Source organism: Streptomyces bugieae (assembly GCF_036352915.1).
Lineage (GTDB): Bacteria > Actinomycetota > Actinomycetes > Streptomycetales > Streptomycetaceae > Streptomyces > Streptomyces endophytica.
The window spans coordinates 1-16,947 of the sequence record NZ_JAZBJP010000046.1; the positions used below are offsets into that span (position 1 = coordinate 1).

Here is a 16,947-nt window from a genome sequence, read left to right on the forward strand (position 1 = left end):
GGGGGGGGGGGGGGTGTGGGGGGGGGGGTGTCCGCGCCCCCCCCCCCCCCCCCACCGCTGCGTTCCCGGCCGTACGGCGCTCGCCACACAGGGACAGAACGGGCTTTTCGTACCAGTGCGTCAACATCACTACTGGACCGACGAGGCATTACGTCGCTCGATAAGGTGACCAAATGTCGCCAAATCATCACTCCTCGCTACCATCACGACCGTGAACTCCGCAGCCCGCCGCATCGGCAGAACCCTCGCTCTCGTCCTCCCCGTCGTCCTCGTACTCTCCGGGACCCTCGCGGTCACCCGGGTCCCGTGGGCGACGACGGCCACCGACTCCCAGATGCTGACCGCGTCCGCCGGGAAGGCCTCCACCAAGGCCAACCCGGTCGCCCCCCAGGAGGCCCTGCGCAAGCGCCTCCTGGTCGAGCTCCAGGAGAAGGACCCCGGCGTCGCCCTCACCGACCTCCAGAAGGCGACCACCAAGCACCCCTCGCTCGCCAGGCACTGCGCCTCGATCGCACGTGACCTCGGCCGGGCCGCGGTCGCCAAGTACGGTGCCGCGCACCGCGCCCAGGCCTACTCCCGTCCGGTCTGCGACACCTCCTTCGCCACCGGCGTCGCGGGCGCCCAGTGACCGTGCCCCGCCCCGCGTAGCCACCGACCGCTCCTCGCACCCCATAGGGTGCGAACCATGACAGGCGCCCAGCATTCGTACCCCACGCAGGCCGTGGTCCTGGCCGGCGGCCAGGGCTCGCGTCTCCGCCCGTACACCGATGACCGCCCCAAGCCGATGGTCGAGATTCCCGGAACCGGAACCCCGATCATCGGCCATCAGCTGAACTGGCTGGCCGACGAGGGCGTGACCGATGTCGTCATCTCCTGCGGTCATCTCGCCGAAGTGCTCCAGGAGTGGCTGGACCACGCCCAACTCCCCCTGCGCGTCACGACGGTGGTCGAGACCGAGCCGCTGGGCCGCGGCGGTGGCCTCAAGTACGCGGCCGGCTCGCTGCCCCGCCCGGACGAACCCTGGTACGCCACCAACGGCGACATCTGGACCCGCTTCCCGCTGCGCGAGATGGCGGCCTTCCACCACGAACGCGACGCCGAGGCCACGCTGGCGCTGGCCCGCCCCCGCATCCCCTGGGGAGCCGTGGAGACCGACGCGTTCGGGCACGTACTGGACTTCATCGAGGCGCCGCCCTCCCCGTACCTCATCAACGCCGGCGTCTACGTCTTCTCCGCCGCCTTCACGGACCTGCTGCCGGTACGCGGCGACCACGAGCGCATGACCTTCCCCCGCCTCGCCCGCGAACGCCGACTGGCCGGCTACCCGCTTCCGCACGGCGCGTACTGGCGCGCCATCGACACGGCCAAGGACCTCACCGAGGCCGCCAAGGAACTGAGCGCCCAGGGGCGTTGAGGGCTCGCGGGTGACCCCGTACGCCGCGGCCGACCCACGCGTCCCCTACGCGGCCTGAACGCCCCTGAGCGGCCACTGCAGCCTCCCGGCCGCCCGTCGGCCCACCGGGGCTCGCCCTCGCCATGTACGCGCGCCTGACGGTCGCACGCGGCGCTCCGCGGAGCCATACGCAGGTGTTCGGGGCGGCCGGTGCGACTCAGCTGTTCGCTTCGGACCAGGCGTTGAACGCGACGGCCCAGGCCATGACGTTCTGGGCCTTCTTCGCCGAGACCTTCACCGTTGCGCTGTCTCCGTCCGCTGCACACACCACGACGGACAGTGCGCCGGTCTTCTTCTTCAACGCGAAGGCGAACACGCCGGTCACGAACAGTCGGGTCACGGTGACCCGCTTGCCCGTGCCGTCGATGGTCTGGACGGTCGCGCCCCTCGCGGGAGCCCGCCACTGGTTGACCCTCAGGGTTCCGTCGCCGTCGAGGTATATCGGTGCACCGCGAGGCGGCCGAGGTGGCTCCGGAGCAGGCTTCTGAGACGACATGGCGGGCCCCATTCGCTGGTCGGTCAGCACATGATGCCCGCGCTACAAAAGCCGTGTGCCGATATTGCCGATCCGTGATTCCGGCCGCGCCCCGCACACTGCGCCCCGTACCGCGGCAACCGCCCCACACACCGCCGCCCACCCCCCGAAGGGGGTGGGCGGCGGCAAAACCCAGGGGGTGGGCGGCGAGGAGCCCCCTGATCAGGAGCTCAGCCCAGCAGCCCGCCCAGTGTGCTTCCGCGGCTGCCGGAGTCGCCGGAGCCGGCCGAGCCCGTGGAGTCCGTGCCGGTCGTGCCGCCGCCGGTGCCGCCCGCGGAGGGGGCGTGGGTCGGGACGGGGACGCGGGTCGGGACGGTCTGCTGCGGGGCGCTGGTGGTCGCGCCGGGCTGCTGCGAGAGGCCGCTGGTGGAGCCCGTCGAACGGCCGGTGCCCGGCGTCGACGCGGACGGGCGGGGCTTGTGGGCCTTGTGCGAGGCGCCCGCGGACGGCGTGCCGGCGCGGGAGGAGGCGCTGCCGGGGTGGTGCCGGCCCGGCCGGGTGGCGTCCTTGCCGGGGCGGGGCAGTGGCGAGCCGGGCAGGTTGTTGATCGCGGGCTCACCGGGCCGCGGCACGGGCGTGACCGTCGCGGACCGTACGGCGCCGCCGAGCAGCGAGCCGATGAGCAGGGTCAGCCCGGCCACCATCGTGGTCATCATCGCGCCGCGGCGCAGCACCCGGCGGCGCAGGTCGGCGACCTCCACGCGGGGCCCGAGCCGCCGCCACGCCTCGCCGGCCAGCCGGGCGTCCATGGAGTAGACGGGCGCGCCCGCGATGATCAGCGGGCTCCAGGCGGCGAGGTAGATGATGTCGGGCGCGTCGTAGGCGGGAACCGTGCGCCAGCTGACGGTCATCAGCAGGGCGGCGGAGAGCAGCGCGCCGATCGACGCGGCGAGCCGCTGCCACAGTCCGCACATGGTCAGGACGCCGACGACGACCTGGAGGAAGGCGACGGTCAGGCCGGCGCCCACGGGGTGGGCGACGGCGAAGTCGCGCAGCGGTACGGCCAGCGCCCACGGGTCGAGCGACAGCAGCCACTTGACCATCGAGCCGCGCTCCCCGCCGTCGAAGTAGACGGGGTCGCAGAGCTTGCCCATGCCGGCGTAGACGGAGATCAGGCCGAGGAAGATCCGCAGCGGGAGGAGGACCACGCCGAGGTTCATCCGGCGGCCCGGGTAGTAGGCGTGCCGGACGGTGTCGGCGCCACGACGGCGGGACCCGGTGTCGTAGGGGTCCCGGGCCTCGAAGTGGTCGTCGTCGTAGCTGTCCTCGGCGGGGCCGCGGCCGCCGTAGGCGGGGCGGTAGGGGGGCGCGCCGCTGTTGTCGGCGTAGGCGCTGACCACCGGGCGTACGCCGCGCAGCAGGGTGCGGTCGGATTCGGCGGGGCCGCGCTGGCCGATCACGGTCTGGGCGGGGGCGGACTCGTCGAGCCGGACCCGCGGCAGGACCTGGGTCGTGCCGACGTCGTCGCCCTGGCCGCCGTCGAGGCCGATGCCCGTGTCGCGCACCGCGTGCAGGAGTTGGGTGGTGGCGCCGGCCGTGCCGCCCGGCGTGGTGCGGCCGCTCCACACCACGGGAGCCCGGCGTCTGGCACCGGAGGACGGTGCGCGGACGGCGGGGATGCGCGCGGTGTCGGCCATGGCGTCACCCGCCATGGGCGCGGCGAGCTGTACGCGGAAGCTGGCGTGGTTGACGATGACCTGCGCGGGATCGCACGGCACCTTGACCGAGCTCAGGCCCGGCTCGTCATCGAAGCCCGGCGAGCGTCCCCCCGTAGGCGTGCGGGGTGTTCTGGTGTCCACGCTCATCTAACCGAGTGACCCGCGGTTAAGACACTGCCTTGACCGGGTCGATCTGTCCGAGACCCGTCAAAAGATCACGGGATGCGGGATGAGCGTCCAAAAGCCGCACGGAGGGTCAGGTTGTGCCCCAGGGTGAGGAGGGGCGGGGCGCGGAGCCGTGGGCCCCGGGGGCGTACGCGGACGTACGCCCCCGGGCCGCGGACGGTCAGGCGCGCCGGCGGGCCGCCTCCCACAGGACGACGCCGGCCGCGACACCGGCGTTCAGCGATTCCGCGCCGCCCGGCATCGGGATCCGCACGCGCAGGTCGCAGGTCTCGCCGACCAGCCGCGACAGGCCCTTGCCCTCGCTGCCGACGACGATGACGACCGGGCCGTCCAGGACCTCCAGGTCCTGCAGCTCGGTGTCGCCGTCCGCGGCCAGGCCGACGACGGTCAGACCGGCCTTCTGGTACGACTCCAGGGCGCGGGTGAGGTTGGTGGCCCGGGCGACCGGGGTGCGGGCGGCGGTGCCCGCGGAGGTCTTCCAGGCGCCGGCCGTCATCCCGGCGGCCCGGCGCTCCGGCACGACCACGCCGTGGCCGCCGAAGGCGGAGACGGAGCGGACGACCGCGCCGAGGTTGCGCGGGTCGGTGACCCCGTCCAGCGCGACGATCAGCGGGTCCTCGCCGGCGTCGAAGGCGGCCGCGGCCAGGTCCTCGGGGTGCGCGTAGTCGTACGGCGGGATCTGGGCGACCAGGCCCTGGTGGTTGAGGCCGTTGGTCATCCGGTCCAGCTCGGGGCGCGGCGCCTCCAGGATGTTCATCCCGCGGTCGGCGGCGAGCTGCAGCGCCTCGCGGACCCGCTCGTCGCTGTCGATGAACTGCTGCACGTACAGCGTCGTGGCGGGCACGCCCTCGCGCAGCGCCTCGACGACCGGGTTGCGGCCCACGACCAGCTCGGCGGTGCCCTTGGCGCCGCCGCGGCGCGGCGCCGGGCGCTTGGCGGCCTGCTTCGCCTTGGCGTTGGCGAGACGGTTCTTGACGTGTCCCTTGCGCGCGGACGCGGGCGGGGTGGGGCCCTTGCCCTCCAGGCTCCGGCGCCGCTTACCGCCGCTGCCGACCTGCGCGCCCTTCTTGTTGGACGTGCGGCGGTTCCTGCGCTGGCTGTTGCCGGCCATGGGTCACCTGTTTCTTCACTGCTCTCGACGTCTCGCGACGTGGAGTGGGTACGTACGTATGGATTGAGTGTCGCCCGTGTCCGCCGGGAAGGGCGAATCCGGTGGGCCGCCCACGGGCGCGACGGGGGTCAGGACAGCGACCAGCGCGGCCCGGAGGGGGTGTCCTCGATGGCCAGGCCGGACTGCTGGAGCTGGTCGCGGATGGCGTCGGCGGTGGCGTAGTCCTTGCGCGCGCGGGCCGACTGCCGCTGGTCGAGGACGAGGCGGACGAGGGAGTCGACGACGCCGTGCAGGTCCTCTCCGCGGTCGGTGCCGCCGCCGGACCAGCGCTCGTCGAGCGGGTCCAGACCGAGCACGCCCAGCATCGCGCGCAGCTCGGCGAACCGGGCCACCGTCGATTCCTTGTCGTCCGCGGTCAGCGCGGAATTGCCCTGCCGGACGGTGGTGTGCACGATCGCCAGCGCCTGCGGGACGCCCAGGTCGTCGTCCATCGCCTCGGCGAAGGCCGGCGGGACCTCGGCCGCGGGCTCGACGACGCCGACCTTCTCGACCGCCCGCTGGACGAACCCCTCGATCCGGGCGAACGCCGACTCGGCCTCGCGCAGCGCGTCCTCGCTGTACTCGATCATCGAGCGGTAGTGCGGGGTGCCGAGGTAGTAGCGCAGCACGATGGGGCGCCAGCGCTTGACCATCTCCGAGACCAGCAGGGAGTTGCCCAGCGACTTGGACATCTTCTCGCCGCCCATGGTCACCCAGGCGTTGTGGGTCCAGTACCGGGCGAAGTCGTCGCCGTACGCCTTGGCCTGCGCGATCTCGTTCTCGTGGTGCGGGAAGACGAGGTCGACGCCGCCGCCGTGGATGTCGAAGGCGGTGCCCAGGTACTTGTGGGCCATCGCCGAGCACTCCAGGTGCCAGCCGGGCCGGCCGCGACCCCAGGGCGTCTCCCAGCTGGGCTCACCCGCCTTGGCGGCCTTCCACATGGCGAAGTCGCGGGTGTCGCGCTTGCCGGTCTCGCCCTCGCCGGACGGCTGGCGGAGGTTGTCCAACTCCTGGTTGGAGAGCCGGAGATACTCCGGGAAGGACGCGACGTCGAAGTAGACGTTGCCGTCCGCGGCGTAGGCGTGGCCGCGCTCGATCAGGCCGCGCATCATCTCGATCATCTCGGGGATGTGGCCGGTGGCGCGCGGTTCGTAGGTGGGACGCAGGCAGCCGAGGGCGTCGTACGCCTCGTTGAAGGCGACCTCGTTCTCGTAGCCGATCGACCACCACGGGCGGCCCTGCTCGGCCGACTTCGCGATGATCTTGTCGTCGATGTCCGTGACGTTCCGGACGAACGTCACGTCGTAGCCGCGGTGGGCGAACCAGCGGCGCATGATGTCGAAGTTCAGCCCCGACCTGATGTGCCCGATGTGCGGGGCGGCCTGCACGGTCGCACCACACAGGTAGATCGAGACGCAGCCCGGCGTGAGCGGGGTGAAGTCGCGAATCTGCCGGGCGCTGGTGTCGTACAGGCGAATCGTCACGGAACCAGGGTAGTCGGAACCTGGCAGTGCCCCGTGACGCATCGGCCACGGGGACACAGAACCGTCATATCCGTCCGATTTGCCGGAAGTAAAGCCTGAAGTGCGGGCCGCCCGCGGGGCACTTCCGTCCCCGGTGGGCGGCGCCGGACACGGCCTCTCAGATACGGCCGACCACCTTGCGCGGCGTGATCCGGACCACCACCCGCTGGGCGTCCTCGCCCGCCGCCGGGTTGAACTCGGCATACCGCTTGCCGGTGTACTTCAGCGACAGCTCGTCGATCAGCTCCGGCCCGCCCTCGGTCGTCAGCGACGCCGTACCGCGGACCTCGGCGTAGGTGTACGGGGCGTCGAAGGGCTGGAGGACGACCGAGACGCGCGGGTCCCGGCGGAGGTTGGCCTCCTTGCGGCGGCCGACGGTCGTCGAGATCAGCAGGTCGTCGCCGTCCCGCTTCACCCACACCGGCGAGACCTGGGGGCTGCCGTCGGGCTGGATCGTCGCCACGGTCACGAAGACCGGGGTGTCGAGGAGCATCTTGAGGTCGTCGGACAGGGTGGCAGTCACGAGAGGTCCTTCCTGCGGGCCGTTCCGAGGGACACGAGCACTCCGATCCTGCCTCAACACCCGTGCGCCGCCCGGCATTCCCGCCGGCCGCCGCCGGTCCGACCGGCCGCTGTTGGGCCGATCGGACCCGCGCCTTCCGGATGACGCCGTGGTCGGACCCGCGTCTTCCGTATGACGCCGTGGTCGGACCCGCGTCTTCCGTATTACGCCGTGGTCGGACCCGCGTCTTCCGTATTACGCCGTCACACGGAAGACGATGGCCGTGGCGACCGCCGCCAGGCCCTCGGCGCGGCCGGTCAGGCCCAGCCCGTCCGAGGTGGTCCCGGAGACCGAGACCGGCGCGCCGACGGCCGCCGAGAGCGCCTTCTGCGCCTCGTCGCGCCGCTTGCCGACCTTCGGGCGGACGCCGATCACCTGCACCGCCACGTTGCCGATGGTGAAGCCCTCGGCGCGGACGATCCGGGCGGCCTCGGCCAGCAGGGTCACCCCGGAGGCACCGGACCACTCGGGGCGGCTCGTCCCGAAGTGCGCCCCCAGGTCGCCGACGCCGGCCGCCGAGAACAGCGCGTCGCAGGCGGCGTGCGCGGCCACGTCGCCGTCGCTGTGGCCGGCCAGCCCGTAGCCGTCGCTCTCCGCGGCGTCCCACAGGAGCCCGGCGCACCACAGCTCACGGCCCTGCTCGAAGGCGTGCACGTCGGTGCCGATGCCCACGAGGGGGACCAGCGGGCCGGCGGGGGTCTGCTCAGACGTAGCCATCGGTGGCCCTCCTCCGGGCGAGTACGGCCTCGGCCAGGACCAGGTCCAGCGGCCGGGTCACCTTGAACGCCTCCTCGTGACCGGGCACGACCACGACCGGTACGCCGAGGCGTTCCGCCAGCCCGGCGTCATCGGTGGCGCCCTCGCCCTCCACGACGGTGTCATGCGCCTTGCGCAGCGTCTCCGGGTCGAAGCCCTGCGGGGTCTGCACGGCGCGCAGCAGGGACCGCTCGGGGGTGCCGACGACCGGCTCGGGGGTGCCCTGGGGCTGCGGCTCGACCTGCTTGACGGTGTCGGCGAGCGGCAGCGCGGGGACCACGGCGGGGGCTCCGGCGCGTACCGCCGCGATCACCGCGTCGACGGTGTCGACCGGGACCAGCGGGCGCGCCGCGTCGTGCACCAGCACCACGTCGATGCCCTCGGGCAGCGCGGCCAGGCCGAGGCGTACGGATTCCTGGCGGGTCCGCCCGCCGGGGACCACGACGAGCTCGGTGCGGTCGGCGAGCGGGTACTCGTGCAGCAGGCGGTCGACCTCGGTGGCGCCGTCGGACGGGGCGACCACGACGATGTGGGAGACGGCTCGGGAGGCGGCCATCGCGCGGACGGCGTGCACCAGCATGGGAGTGCCGCCCAGCGTGCGCAGCGCCTTGGGGGTGCCGGGACCGAGCCGGACACCGCGGCCGGCGGCCGGGATCACCACGGCGGTGCGGATCGGGCGGGTGGGATCTGACATCGATGGCTCCGGAGTCCGGGGCGAGCCCGGAATTGGGGCAGACAGGTTTGTTTCCTCGGACGAGGTGGGTATGGCCTGGGAGAACCCCCGCCCGTAAGAGCTGGGGAGTGCCGGGTGCGACGCCTTGACCGGACCCTTCCGTGACATCGGTCGGGGCAGCTGCCCGGGCCCGGCACACCTGGGTGGGCCCGGCGTCCCGTCGGCAGCCCGCCTTTCACGGACCGGCCCCGTTTCACCGCCGGTCCGTCACCACGCGATATTCACGGCGTGACTTTCACGGCGCGAGTTTCACCGCCAGATCGTCACAGCCGCCAGATCGTCGCGGCCACAATGTCGCAGTCGGACGTCCGCAGTCAGACGTCCGCAGTCAGACGTCACAGCCAGATATGCCGCAGCGCCCGGCAACAGACCCTCCACAGAGGAGGTCGTCACTCGGGCACCGCGGCATTGCTACGTCATTGCTACGTCGCTCGTCGCTGCGTCGGCGGGGCGCCGGACAGCGTCGTCAGGACGCGAGGACCTCGTCGAGCAGGGCCTCGGCCTTGTCTTCGTTGGTGTTCTCGGCGAGGGCCAGCTCGCTCACCAGGATCTGGCGGGCCTTCGCGAGCATCCGCTTCTCACCTGCGGAGAGTCCACGCTCCCGCTCGCGCCGCCACAGGTCACGCACGACCTCGGCGACCTTGATCACGTCGCCGGAAGCGAGCTTCTCAAGATTTGCCTTGTAGCGACGGGACCAGTTCGTGGGCTCTTCGGCATACGGTGCACGCAGCACCTCGAAGACCCGGTCCAGCCCGTCCTGACCAACCACGTCGCGTACGCCGACGAACTCCGCATTGTCCGCTGGCACACGAACAGTCAAGTCGCCCTGGGCGACCTTCAGCACCAAGTAGGTCTTGTCCACGCCTTTGATCTGGCGAGTTTCGATGGCCTCGATCAGCGCGGCCCCGTGATGGGGATAGACCACGGTGTCGCCAACCTTGAACGTCATGTGACAGGTACCCCTTCCGTGGCTATCCATGCTAACACGGGAACGGACCGTTCTGAATGGCGTTTTCGCAGGTCAGGGCATATCTCGGGGCTTGACAACAGCGGCCGGGACGTGCTTCGAGGGGGTCCGGGACGCGGGTATTCGCAGGTCGGAGGGGCTTCTCGGGTGGGCGGAAACGTGCCCGTCACACACCTGGAAGCCCTTGATCGAGAGGTCGAAAGTCCCGTTTTGCACGGATCCGCATGAGCGAGTTCCGCTACTCCGTTCGGCTGCTCACGGGCCCCTTGCGGCCGTTTCCCGAATTGATCACCGCTCGACGGCCGAACAGTGTGATCAATTCCGCGGGGCCTTCACATTCCCTTCGAATACTCCTTTTCGGCCGGGGAAAACGGCGCGGATTCGGCGGGCCGGCACCCGAACGGCCGTCCGAAGATATTCCGGCGTGTTGTCGGTGCCCGTTCATCCCGGTTGTCGTCGGGTGTTCCGCACCCTCGTGGGTGTTCCGCGCGGGCGGCCGCGGATTCCCCGTCCCTTCGCCGGCCGGGGCCCCGAACCACGGCCGGCTTTCGCCGGGGCGCGCGCGGGCCGGGGGCCCGTGATCCCGCTGGGGGCGGGTCGGGTGCGGCGGCGCGGGGACGGCTCGGTAACCTAGCGGCGCTGACACACCCTTAGGGCGGCTTTACGTGCCCGTCGTCATGACGCGTACGCAGGACCGCCCCAGCCGTCCATCCGCGACCGGGCACGAACGTTCGGCCGCCGTAGCTCGTCAAGGAGATGCCGCCGCCGTGAGCCGCAGCCTTCGACGCGGCGTCCTCGCCGCCACCGTCCTTTCGCTCTCGATCGCCTCGCTGTCCGCCTGCGGGGCCGGGAACGACGCCCAGACGCTGCAGGTCAAGCCGGACAACGCCGCGACCTCCGCGGGCGACATCAAGATCCAGAACGCGTCCGTGGTCACCCAGCCCGACCTGAACGCCAAGGGCCCGGCCGTGGTCACCGCGACGGTCTTCAACAACGGCGCCAAGGACCAGAAGCTGACCGCCATCTCCGTCAACGGCACCGGCCAGTCGGCCAAGCTGTCGCCGGCCGGCGGCTCCGCGGGCGCGATCACCGTGCCCGCCGGCGGTTCCGTCGTGATCGGCGGCCAGGGCAACGCCTCGGCCGTGCTCGCCAGCGGCCGGGAGGCCGTCCAGGACGGCAACCTCCAGCCGCTGACGTTCAGCTTCAGCTCCGCCGGCAAGGTGGAGCTGGGTGCCTACGTCGTCCCGGCGAAGGAGTACTTCGAGGGCTACGGACCCTCCCAGGTGCCGCAGCCGTCCGGCTCCGCCTCGCCGTCCGGCTCCGCCTCGCCGTCCGAGTCGGCCTCGCCGTCGGAGTCCGGCAAGCCCAAGGCCGGCGCCGGCTCCGCCTCGCCCAAGGCGTCGGCTTCGGCCCACTGAGCCACGGCCCGCACGGGCCCGGAGAACGTGTCAGGGGCGCCCATCCCCCCGGATGGGCGCCCCTGACGCGTACTCCGGCGCGCCGCCGCGCACACCTTGCCCGCGGCGGCCGTCGGCGTCCCCGAGAAGGTGTCTCTACGGCTCGAACTTGTAGCCCAGCCCGCGGACCGTGACGAGGTAGCGCGGCGCGCCCGGGTCGGGCTCGATCTTGGCCCGCAGGCGCTTGACGTGCACGTCGAGGGTCTTGGTGTCGCCCACGTAGTCGGCGCCCCAGACCCGGTCGATCAGCTGCATGCGGGTCAGCACCCGGCCCGCGTTGCGCAGCAGCATCTCCAGGAGGTCGAACTCCTTCAGCGGGAGGTCGACCTTGCCGCCGGAGACCGTGACGACGTGGCGGTCCACGTCCATCCGGACCGGGCCGGCCTCCAGGGCCTGCGGGGTGACCTCCTCCGGCTCGCCGCGGCGGCGCAGCACGGCGCGGATGCGGGCGACCAGTTCGCGGGAGGAGAAGGGCTTGGTGACGTAGTCGTCGGCTCCTATCTCCAGGCCGACGACCTTGTCGATCTCGCTGTCCTTGGCGGTCACCATGATGACCGGGACGTTGGAGCGGCTGCGCAGCTGGCGGCAGACCTCGGTGCCGGGCAGGCCCGGCAGCATCAGGTCCAGCAGGACGAGGTCGGCGCCGTTGCGCTCGAACTCGTCCAGTCCGTCAGGGCCCGTAGCCGCGATGGCTACCTCGAAGCCCTCCTTGCGGAGCATGTACGACAGTGCATCGCTGAACGATTCCTCGTCCTCGACGACGAGCACTCGGGTCACGGAAGGACCTCCGGGGCTGGATGAGCAGGGAGCGGATCGTTGAAGGTCTCGTACGGGCGGTCCTCGTCGTCGAGGCCCTCCGCGGCGAGGTCGTCGGGCCGTTCGCGGTCGCGTACGGCCCCGGCTTCCGGGAGACGCAGGGTGAAGGTGGAGCCCTGTCCCTCAGCGCTCCACACCGTGACCTCCCCGCCGTGCGAGGCGGCCACGTGCTTGACGATGGCGAGGCCGAGGCCGGTCCCGCCGGTGGCGCGGGAGCGCGCCGGGTCCACGCGGTAGAACCGCTCGAAGATGCGGTCCCGGTCCTTTTCGGATATCCCGATGCCCTGGTCGGTCACGGCGAGCTCGATCAGATCGCCTCCGGGCGCGGAGATCCGCCGGCCGGCGATCCCGACGCGGGTGCGGGCCGGGGAGTAGTTGACGGCGTTCTCGACGAGGTTGCCCAGGGCCGCGGCGAGCTGGCCGCGGTTGCCCCAGACGCTCAGGTCGGCGGTGCCTCCGGAGGCCATGGTGATCTGCTTGGCGCCGGCCTGCTGGCGGCAGCGGTCGATCGCCTCGGCGACCAGCTCGTCGACGCGGACCGGCTCGGCGTCCTCCAGCGGGTCGTCGTTCTGGACCCGGGAGAGGTCGATCAGCTCCTGGACGAGGTTGGTCAGGCGGGTGGCCTCGTTCTGCATCCGGCCGGCGAAGCGGGTGACCGCCTCGGGGTCGTCGCTGGCGTCCATCACGGCCTCGGAGAGCAGCGACAGCGCGCCGACCGGCGTCTTGAGCTCATGGCTGACGTTGGCGACGAAGTCCCGGCGGACCGCCTCTATGCGGCGGGCCTCGGTGAGGTCCTCGACCAGCAGCAGGACGAGCCGGGAGCCGAGCGGGGCGACCCGGGCGGAGACCGCGAGCGCCTCGCCGCGGCCGGTGCCCCGGCGCGGGAGGTCCAGCTCGACCTGGCGTATCTCGCCGTCCCTGCGGGTGTCCCGGGCCATCTGCATCATCGGCTCGACGGCGAGCTTGCCGCCGCGGACCAGCCCGAGCGCGTACGCCGCGGAGCTGGCCTTGACGACCGCGTCGGCCTCGTCGAGGACCACGGCGGAGGAGCGGAGCACCGACAGGACGGTGTCGACGCCGGGCGGCAGCACCGCGTCCGTGTGGAGCGAGGAGCGGGTGGGCTTGGCCTGGTCGCGCTCGCTCCAGCGGAACGCCAGCATGGCGAAGACGCCGGTGCACAACCCGGCGATCGCTGCCACTGCGGCAACGGCCGCATCCACGTTCATGACTCCAGAGTATGTGCCGGGTCCGACACTCCCCCAAGCCTCGCGAGCCGCTGCTCGGACAGCCGTCGCCCAGAGTTCACCGGGGCGTCCGCGCGGGTTCACTCCGGACGCCGGCGCCGGGCGGGCGGCCGCCCCGGAGGCGGTGGCAGGTCGCCCAGAGTTCACCTTGACGTCGGTGCCGGTTCACCCCCGGTGGCACCGCAGGTCGCGATCCGGCCGCAGGGTGAGGGTGCGGTCCGGGTGACGGGCCGGTGCCGCCCGGGGAGGGACCCGCGCGGACACGGACCGTGAGAGCGTGGACACCGGACCACCGCCGGGACCCACCGCCGCACTCCCCCCCCCCACGCGACACACGACACCCGACACTCGACGCGAGAGAAGGACACAGATGCGGGACGCGTACCACGAGGAGCTGGATTCGATCGGCGAGGGCCTGGTCGAAATGGCCCGGCTCGTCGGCTCCGCGATCGGGCGCGCCACCACGGCGATACTCGACGCGGACCTGAAGCTGGCCGAGCACGTCATCGCCGGCGACGAGAAGGTCGACGACCTCCAGCGCGATCTGGAGGCCCGGGCGATCGCCCTGCTGGCGCGGCAGCAGCCGGTCGCCACCGACCTGCGGATCGTCGTCACCTCGCTGCGGATGAGCGCCGATCTGGAGCGCTCCGGCGACCTGGCCCAGCACGTGGCCAAGCTGGCCCGGCTGCGCTTCCCGGAGACGGCCGTGCCGCGCGATCTGCACGCCACCATCCTGGAGATGGGGCAGCTGGCGCAGCGCCTGATGGCGAAGGCGGCCGAGGTCATCATCACCAAGGACGTCGACCTGGCGCTCCAGCTGGAGCAGGACGACGACGCGATGGACCTGCTGCACCGCACGCTCTTCCAGCACCTGATGGACGACCGCTGGAAGCACGGCATCGAGACGGCCGTGGACGTGACCCTGCTCGGCCGCTACTACGAGCGCTTCGCGGACCACGCGGTGTCGGTCGCCAAGCGGGTGGTCTACCTCGTCACCGGTGAGCACGCCGACGAGATCGCCCCGGCGGCGCCGGTCGAGGGCGCGTAGGTCCGCGGTCGGCCCGGTACGTCTGCCTGCGCGCCACCGTGCGCCGTTGCGGTGTGCCTCCGCGCGCCGTTGACGCGCCTCGGCGCGCGGGCATGCAATGGCTTCAGGTGACCCCTAGGAGGCAATGCATGGCACTCATGGCGGACTCTCCGAACCCCGCGTCCCCGCACACCCCGACGGCCGGCGACCGCCCGCAGCTCCCGCTGCTCGCCGGGTGCAGCTGCGGTCCCGGCTGCAGCTGCGGCTGCCAGTCGGGCGGCGCCTGCCAGTGCGGCGGCGGCTGCTAGCGGCCCGTCACGACAGGCCCGCGTCACGACAGCACGGCGCCACCCGGGCCCCGGCCGGCAGCGATACCGGCCGGGGCCCGTTGTGCGGGTCACACGCTGAGCGTCAGCTGGTGGACCTCGTCCGCCTTGTGTCCGGCGCGCTCGTGGATGCGCTGGACGGCCTCCGCCGAGGGCGCCTCCGACAGGCAGAACACCTCACCGGAGTCGGTGTCGGCCCAGGCGTGCTCGAACGTCACGCCCTCCTCGCCCTGGATGTCGAGGTCCGCCTGGTGCGCCTCTTTGAGCTGCTCGGCCGTGAGGCCCTTCATGTTGCGATGGATGTCCATGAACTTGGGCATCGCTCTCATCCTTCCCGTCGCGGAGGAATACCGCCTGCCCCTCCCCCGGCCGCCCCTTCCCTCCCTTCCATGCTGCCTCCGCACGCCCCGGACGTCCCCCGGGACACCGCCCGGCGCCTCGTCCCAACGGCCCCCCGCCGGTTGCGCCGCCGTCCCCCGCCCGGCTCGATGGGACACATGGAGTCGAGTCAGCCCACACCGGAAAGCCGTTCCGTACCGCCCGCCGAACGGTCCCACTGGGTCGCTTTCGCCGGCATCCTGCTGATGCTGAGCGGCCTGTTCGACCTGATCAACGGCTTCGTCGCCCTGCTCGACCACGGCTACTACGCCACGACCGCCAACCACGGCAACCGCCTGCTGATCTTCAACTTCGCCTTCTGGGGCTGGGTGTGGATCATCATCGGCGTGGCCCAGGTCCTGGCGAGCCTGGGCGTCTTCCTCGGGGCGCGGGCCGCGCGGATCACCGGCATCGTGCTGGCCTCCGCCTGCCTCGTGGGCCAGCTCATCTTCCTGTCGGCGTTCCCCTACTGGTCGATCTTCGTCATGGCCATGTCCCTGCTCGTCATCTACGGCCTGGTCTCCGTCCCCCGGCACGTACCGGGGGAGCGCGTCTGAGGGCCACCGGGACCGTTCCTCCCCCCTGGTCGGCAGCCCCTGCGCCCCAACCGACCTGCTGCTGAGCGGATGTTGGGATGCGTTGCCGGTCGCCGTCACTCGACCTCCGCCCCCGGGGCAAGCAGAAGTCATCCCCGCCTGAGGGCCCGCCACCTGCCCTTTCTGCCTGGTGGCGGGCCTTCTCGCTGCCCGTGCGCCGTCAGCGGCCGGCCGGCTCCGGCCTGACGTGGTCCGCAGCCCGTCTTCCCGCTCCCTGCGGTTGATCATGCTGGTAGCGTCGCGATCTTGTACGACTCACCCGGAGAAAGAGGAAACATGCGTTACGCCCGGACGCTGGGGGCTGCTGCCTTCGCCGCGGCAGCCACCGTGCTCGCGACCGCGCCCGCACACGCGGCCTCGTACACCGCGCACCCCCACTACATGAACAAGGGGAGCGCCGTGTTCAACAGCTCCACCAACACGCTCAAGGTGTGCGACAACGCCGCTGACGGCCTCACCGTCATGGTGACGATCGAGGACGACGGCAACTTCTACGGCTACGACATGACCAAGGGCAGCGGCCAGTGCCGGACGTACACGCCCAAGCTCCGGAACGGACAGCGGTTCACGCTCCAGGCGTTCAACGGCAGGAAGGGCAAGGCCGTTTCGGGCTCCCACGGGGCCTTGGTCTACGGGATCGTGTAACAGACCGCACAGAGCGGCAGCGGCAAGGCGGTCGGCGAGTACCGGCGCTCCGGCCACAGGATCCGCCGCACTGCCGGCCCACAGGCGGCCCGCAGGCGGCCCAAGAACGCGACGGCCCCTCGCCTGCACCGAACATGCAGGTGAGGGGCGTGATCGCAATCGTTACTTCTTCTTGCCCTGGTTCTTCACGGCCTCGATGGCGGCCTTGGCGGCCTCCGGGTCGAGGTAGGTGCCGCCGGGGGTGATCGGGCGGAAGTCGGCGTCCAGCTCGTAGGAGAGCGGGATGCCGGTGGGGATGTTCAGGCCGGCGATGTCCGCGTCGGAGATGCCGTCGAGGTGCTTGACCAGGGCGCGCAGGCTGTTGCCGTGGGCGGCGACCAGGACCGTCTTGCCCGTGAGCAGGTCCGGGACGATGCCGTCGAACCAGTACGGCAGCATGCGGACGACGACGTCCTTGAGGCACTCGGTCTGCGGGCGCAGCTCCGGCGGGAGCGTGGCGTAGCGGGGGTCGTCGAACTGCGAGAACTCCGCGTCGTTGGCGAGCGCGGGCGGCGGGGTGTCGTACGAGCGGCGCCAGAGCATGAACTGCTCCTCGCCGAACTCGGCCAGGGTCTGCGCCTTGTCCTTGCCCTGCAGCGCGCCGTAGTGGCGCTCGTTCAGCCGCCACGAACGGTGCACGGGAATCCAGTGGCGGTCGGCGGCCTCCAGGGCCAGCTGCGCGGTGCGGATGGCGCGCTTCTGGAGGGAGGTGTGCACGACGTCGGGGAGCAGGCCGGCGTCCTTGAGCAGCTCTCCGCCGCGGACCGCCTCCTTCTCGCCCTTCTCGTTGAGGTTGACGTCCACCCAGCCGGTGAACAGGTTCTTCGCGTTCCACTCACTCTCGCCGTGGCGGAGCAGGATCAGCTTGTACGGTGCGTCGGCCATGCCGTCGAGCG

Annotated in this window: 19 protein-coding genes; 7 read left to right on the forward strand and 12 right to left on the reverse strand. The window is 71.7% G+C overall.

Going from position 1 to position 16,947, the window contains the following annotated elements:
* The first annotated feature begins 211 nt into the window (after positions 1-211).
* Both V2J85_RS36585 and V2J85_RS36590 read left to right on the forward strand, forming a co-directional pair.
* Positions 212-628 (forward strand): hypothetical protein, encoded by a 417-nt coding sequence (locus V2J85_RS36585; protein WP_261956236.1) that lies wholly within the window; start codon positions 212-214, stop codon positions 626-628.
* A 57-nt stretch (positions 629-685) separates the two neighbouring features.
* The gene (locus V2J85_RS36590; protein ID WP_330823923.1) at positions 686-1,414 is read left to right on the forward strand and encodes a nucleotidyltransferase family protein; all 729 of its coding nucleotides are present in this window, start codon (positions 686-688) and stop codon (positions 1,412-1,414) included.
* Between the two features lie 196 nt (positions 1,415-1,610).
* Here the strand turns inward: V2J85_RS36590 and V2J85_RS36595 are convergent, their stop codons facing one another.
* The 8 genes from V2J85_RS36595 to V2J85_RS36630 all read right to left on the reverse strand — a co-directional run bounded on the left by V2J85_RS36595 (position 1,611) and on the right by V2J85_RS36630 (position 9,505).
* Positions 1,611-1,793: a hypothetical protein gene (locus V2J85_RS36595; protein WP_261956238.1), complete on the reverse strand. Its 183-nt coding sequence runs from the start codon at positions 1,791-1,793 to the stop codon at positions 1,611-1,613.
* Between the two features lie 365 nt (positions 1,794-2,158).
* The gene (locus tag V2J85_RS36600; RefSeq protein WP_330823924.1) at positions 2,159-3,793 is read right to left on the reverse strand and encodes a DoxX family protein; all 1,635 of its coding nucleotides are present in this window, start codon (positions 3,791-3,793) and stop codon (positions 2,159-2,161) included.
* Positions 3,794-3,992: 199 nt separating this feature from the next.
* The gene (rlmB, locus tag V2J85_RS36605) at positions 3,993-4,943 is read right to left on the reverse strand and encodes a 23S rRNA (guanosine(2251)-2'-O)-methyltransferase RlmB (RefSeq protein ID WP_261956240.1); all 951 of its coding nucleotides are present in this window, start codon (positions 4,941-4,943) and stop codon (positions 3,993-3,995) included.
* A 128-nt stretch (positions 4,944-5,071) separates the two neighbouring features.
* Positions 5,072-6,466, reverse strand: a complete 1,395-nt coding sequence (gene cysS, locus V2J85_RS36610; RefSeq protein WP_330823925.1) for a cysteine--tRNA ligase — start codon at positions 6,464-6,466, stop codon at positions 5,072-5,074.
* Between the two features lie 157 nt (positions 6,467-6,623).
* Positions 6,624-7,028, reverse strand: a complete 405-nt coding sequence (locus V2J85_RS36615) for a PPOX class F420-dependent oxidoreductase (protein WP_330823926.1) — start codon at positions 7,026-7,028, stop codon at positions 6,624-6,626.
* 234 nt (positions 7,029-7,262) lie between these two features.
* Entirely contained in the window at positions 7,263-7,784 is a 522-nt protein-coding gene (gene ispF, locus V2J85_RS36620) for a 2-C-methyl-D-erythritol 2,4-cyclodiphosphate synthase (protein WP_261956243.1), read from the reverse strand.
* Positions 7,771-8,517, reverse strand: a complete 747-nt coding sequence (gene ispD / locus V2J85_RS36625) for a 2-C-methyl-D-erythritol 4-phosphate cytidylyltransferase (RefSeq protein ID WP_261956244.1) — start codon at positions 8,515-8,517, stop codon at positions 7,771-7,773. The genes ispF and ispD overlap by 14 nt, the downstream gene beginning before the upstream one ends.
* A 505-nt stretch (positions 8,518-9,022) precedes the next feature.
* Positions 9,023-9,505: a CarD family transcriptional regulator gene (locus V2J85_RS36630; protein ID WP_003953493.1), complete on the reverse strand. Its 483-nt coding sequence runs from the start codon at positions 9,503-9,505 to the stop codon at positions 9,023-9,025.
* Between the two features lie 785 nt (positions 9,506-10,290).
* On the opposite strand from V2J85_RS36630, the gene V2J85_RS36635 reads away from it, so the two are divergent.
* Positions 10,291-10,941: a copper chaperone PCu(A)C domain-containing protein gene (locus tag V2J85_RS36635; protein ID WP_330824007.1), complete on the forward strand. Its 651-nt coding sequence runs from the start codon at positions 10,291-10,293 to the stop codon at positions 10,939-10,941.
* 135 nt (positions 10,942-11,076) lie between these two features.
* Here the strand turns inward: V2J85_RS36635 and phoP are convergent, their stop codons facing one another.
* Together phoP and phoR are read right to left on the reverse strand one after the other, a co-directional pair.
* Complete coding sequence (phoP, locus tag V2J85_RS36640) at positions 11,077-11,748, reverse strand: two-component system response regulator PhoP (RefSeq protein WP_474064970.1); 672 nt, start codon at positions 11,746-11,748, stop codon at positions 11,077-11,079.
* A 5-nt stretch (positions 11,749-11,753) separates the two neighbouring features.
* On the reverse strand, positions 11,754-13,022 hold the full coding sequence (gene phoR, locus V2J85_RS36645; protein ID WP_261956247.1) for a two-component system sensor histidine kinase PhoR: 1,269 nt from the start codon (positions 13,020-13,022) through the stop codon (positions 11,754-11,756).
* Positions 13,023-13,410: 388 nt separating this feature from the next.
* Between phoR and phoU the strand changes: the two genes are divergently transcribed.
* Positions 13,411-14,088: a phosphate signaling complex protein PhoU gene (phoU, locus tag V2J85_RS36650; protein ID WP_261956248.1), complete on the forward strand. Its 678-nt coding sequence runs from the start codon at positions 13,411-13,413 to the stop codon at positions 14,086-14,088.
* A gap of 128 nt (positions 14,089-14,216) precedes the next feature.
* Positions 14,217-14,375, forward strand: a complete 159-nt coding sequence (locus V2J85_RS36655) for a hypothetical protein (RefSeq protein WP_261957585.1) — start codon at positions 14,217-14,219, stop codon at positions 14,373-14,375.
* 89 nt (positions 14,376-14,464) lie between these two features.
* Here the strand turns inward: V2J85_RS36655 and V2J85_RS36660 are convergent, their stop codons facing one another.
* Entirely contained in the window at positions 14,465-14,713 is a 249-nt protein-coding gene (locus V2J85_RS36660) for an SCO4226 family nickel-binding protein (protein ID WP_261956249.1), read from the reverse strand.
* A gap of 177 nt (positions 14,714-14,890) precedes the next feature.
* Between V2J85_RS36660 and V2J85_RS36665 the strand changes: the two genes are divergently transcribed.
* Positions 14,891-15,328 (forward strand): DUF7144 family membrane protein, encoded by a 438-nt coding sequence (locus V2J85_RS36665; protein ID WP_261956250.1) that lies wholly within the window; start codon positions 14,891-14,893, stop codon positions 15,326-15,328.
* Between the two features lie 315 nt (positions 15,329-15,643).
* Positions 15,644-16,012, forward strand: a complete 369-nt coding sequence (locus tag V2J85_RS36670) for a hypothetical protein (protein WP_330824008.1) — start codon at positions 15,644-15,646, stop codon at positions 16,010-16,012.
* Between the two features lie 162 nt (positions 16,013-16,174).
* Here V2J85_RS36670 and V2J85_RS36675 read toward each other — a convergent pair whose 3' ends face one another.
* On the reverse strand, positions 16,175-16,936 hold the full coding sequence (locus V2J85_RS36675) for a phosphoglyceromutase (protein ID WP_261956252.1): 762 nt from the start codon (positions 16,934-16,936) through the stop codon (positions 16,175-16,177).
* Positions 16,937-16,947: the final 11 nt, after the last annotated feature.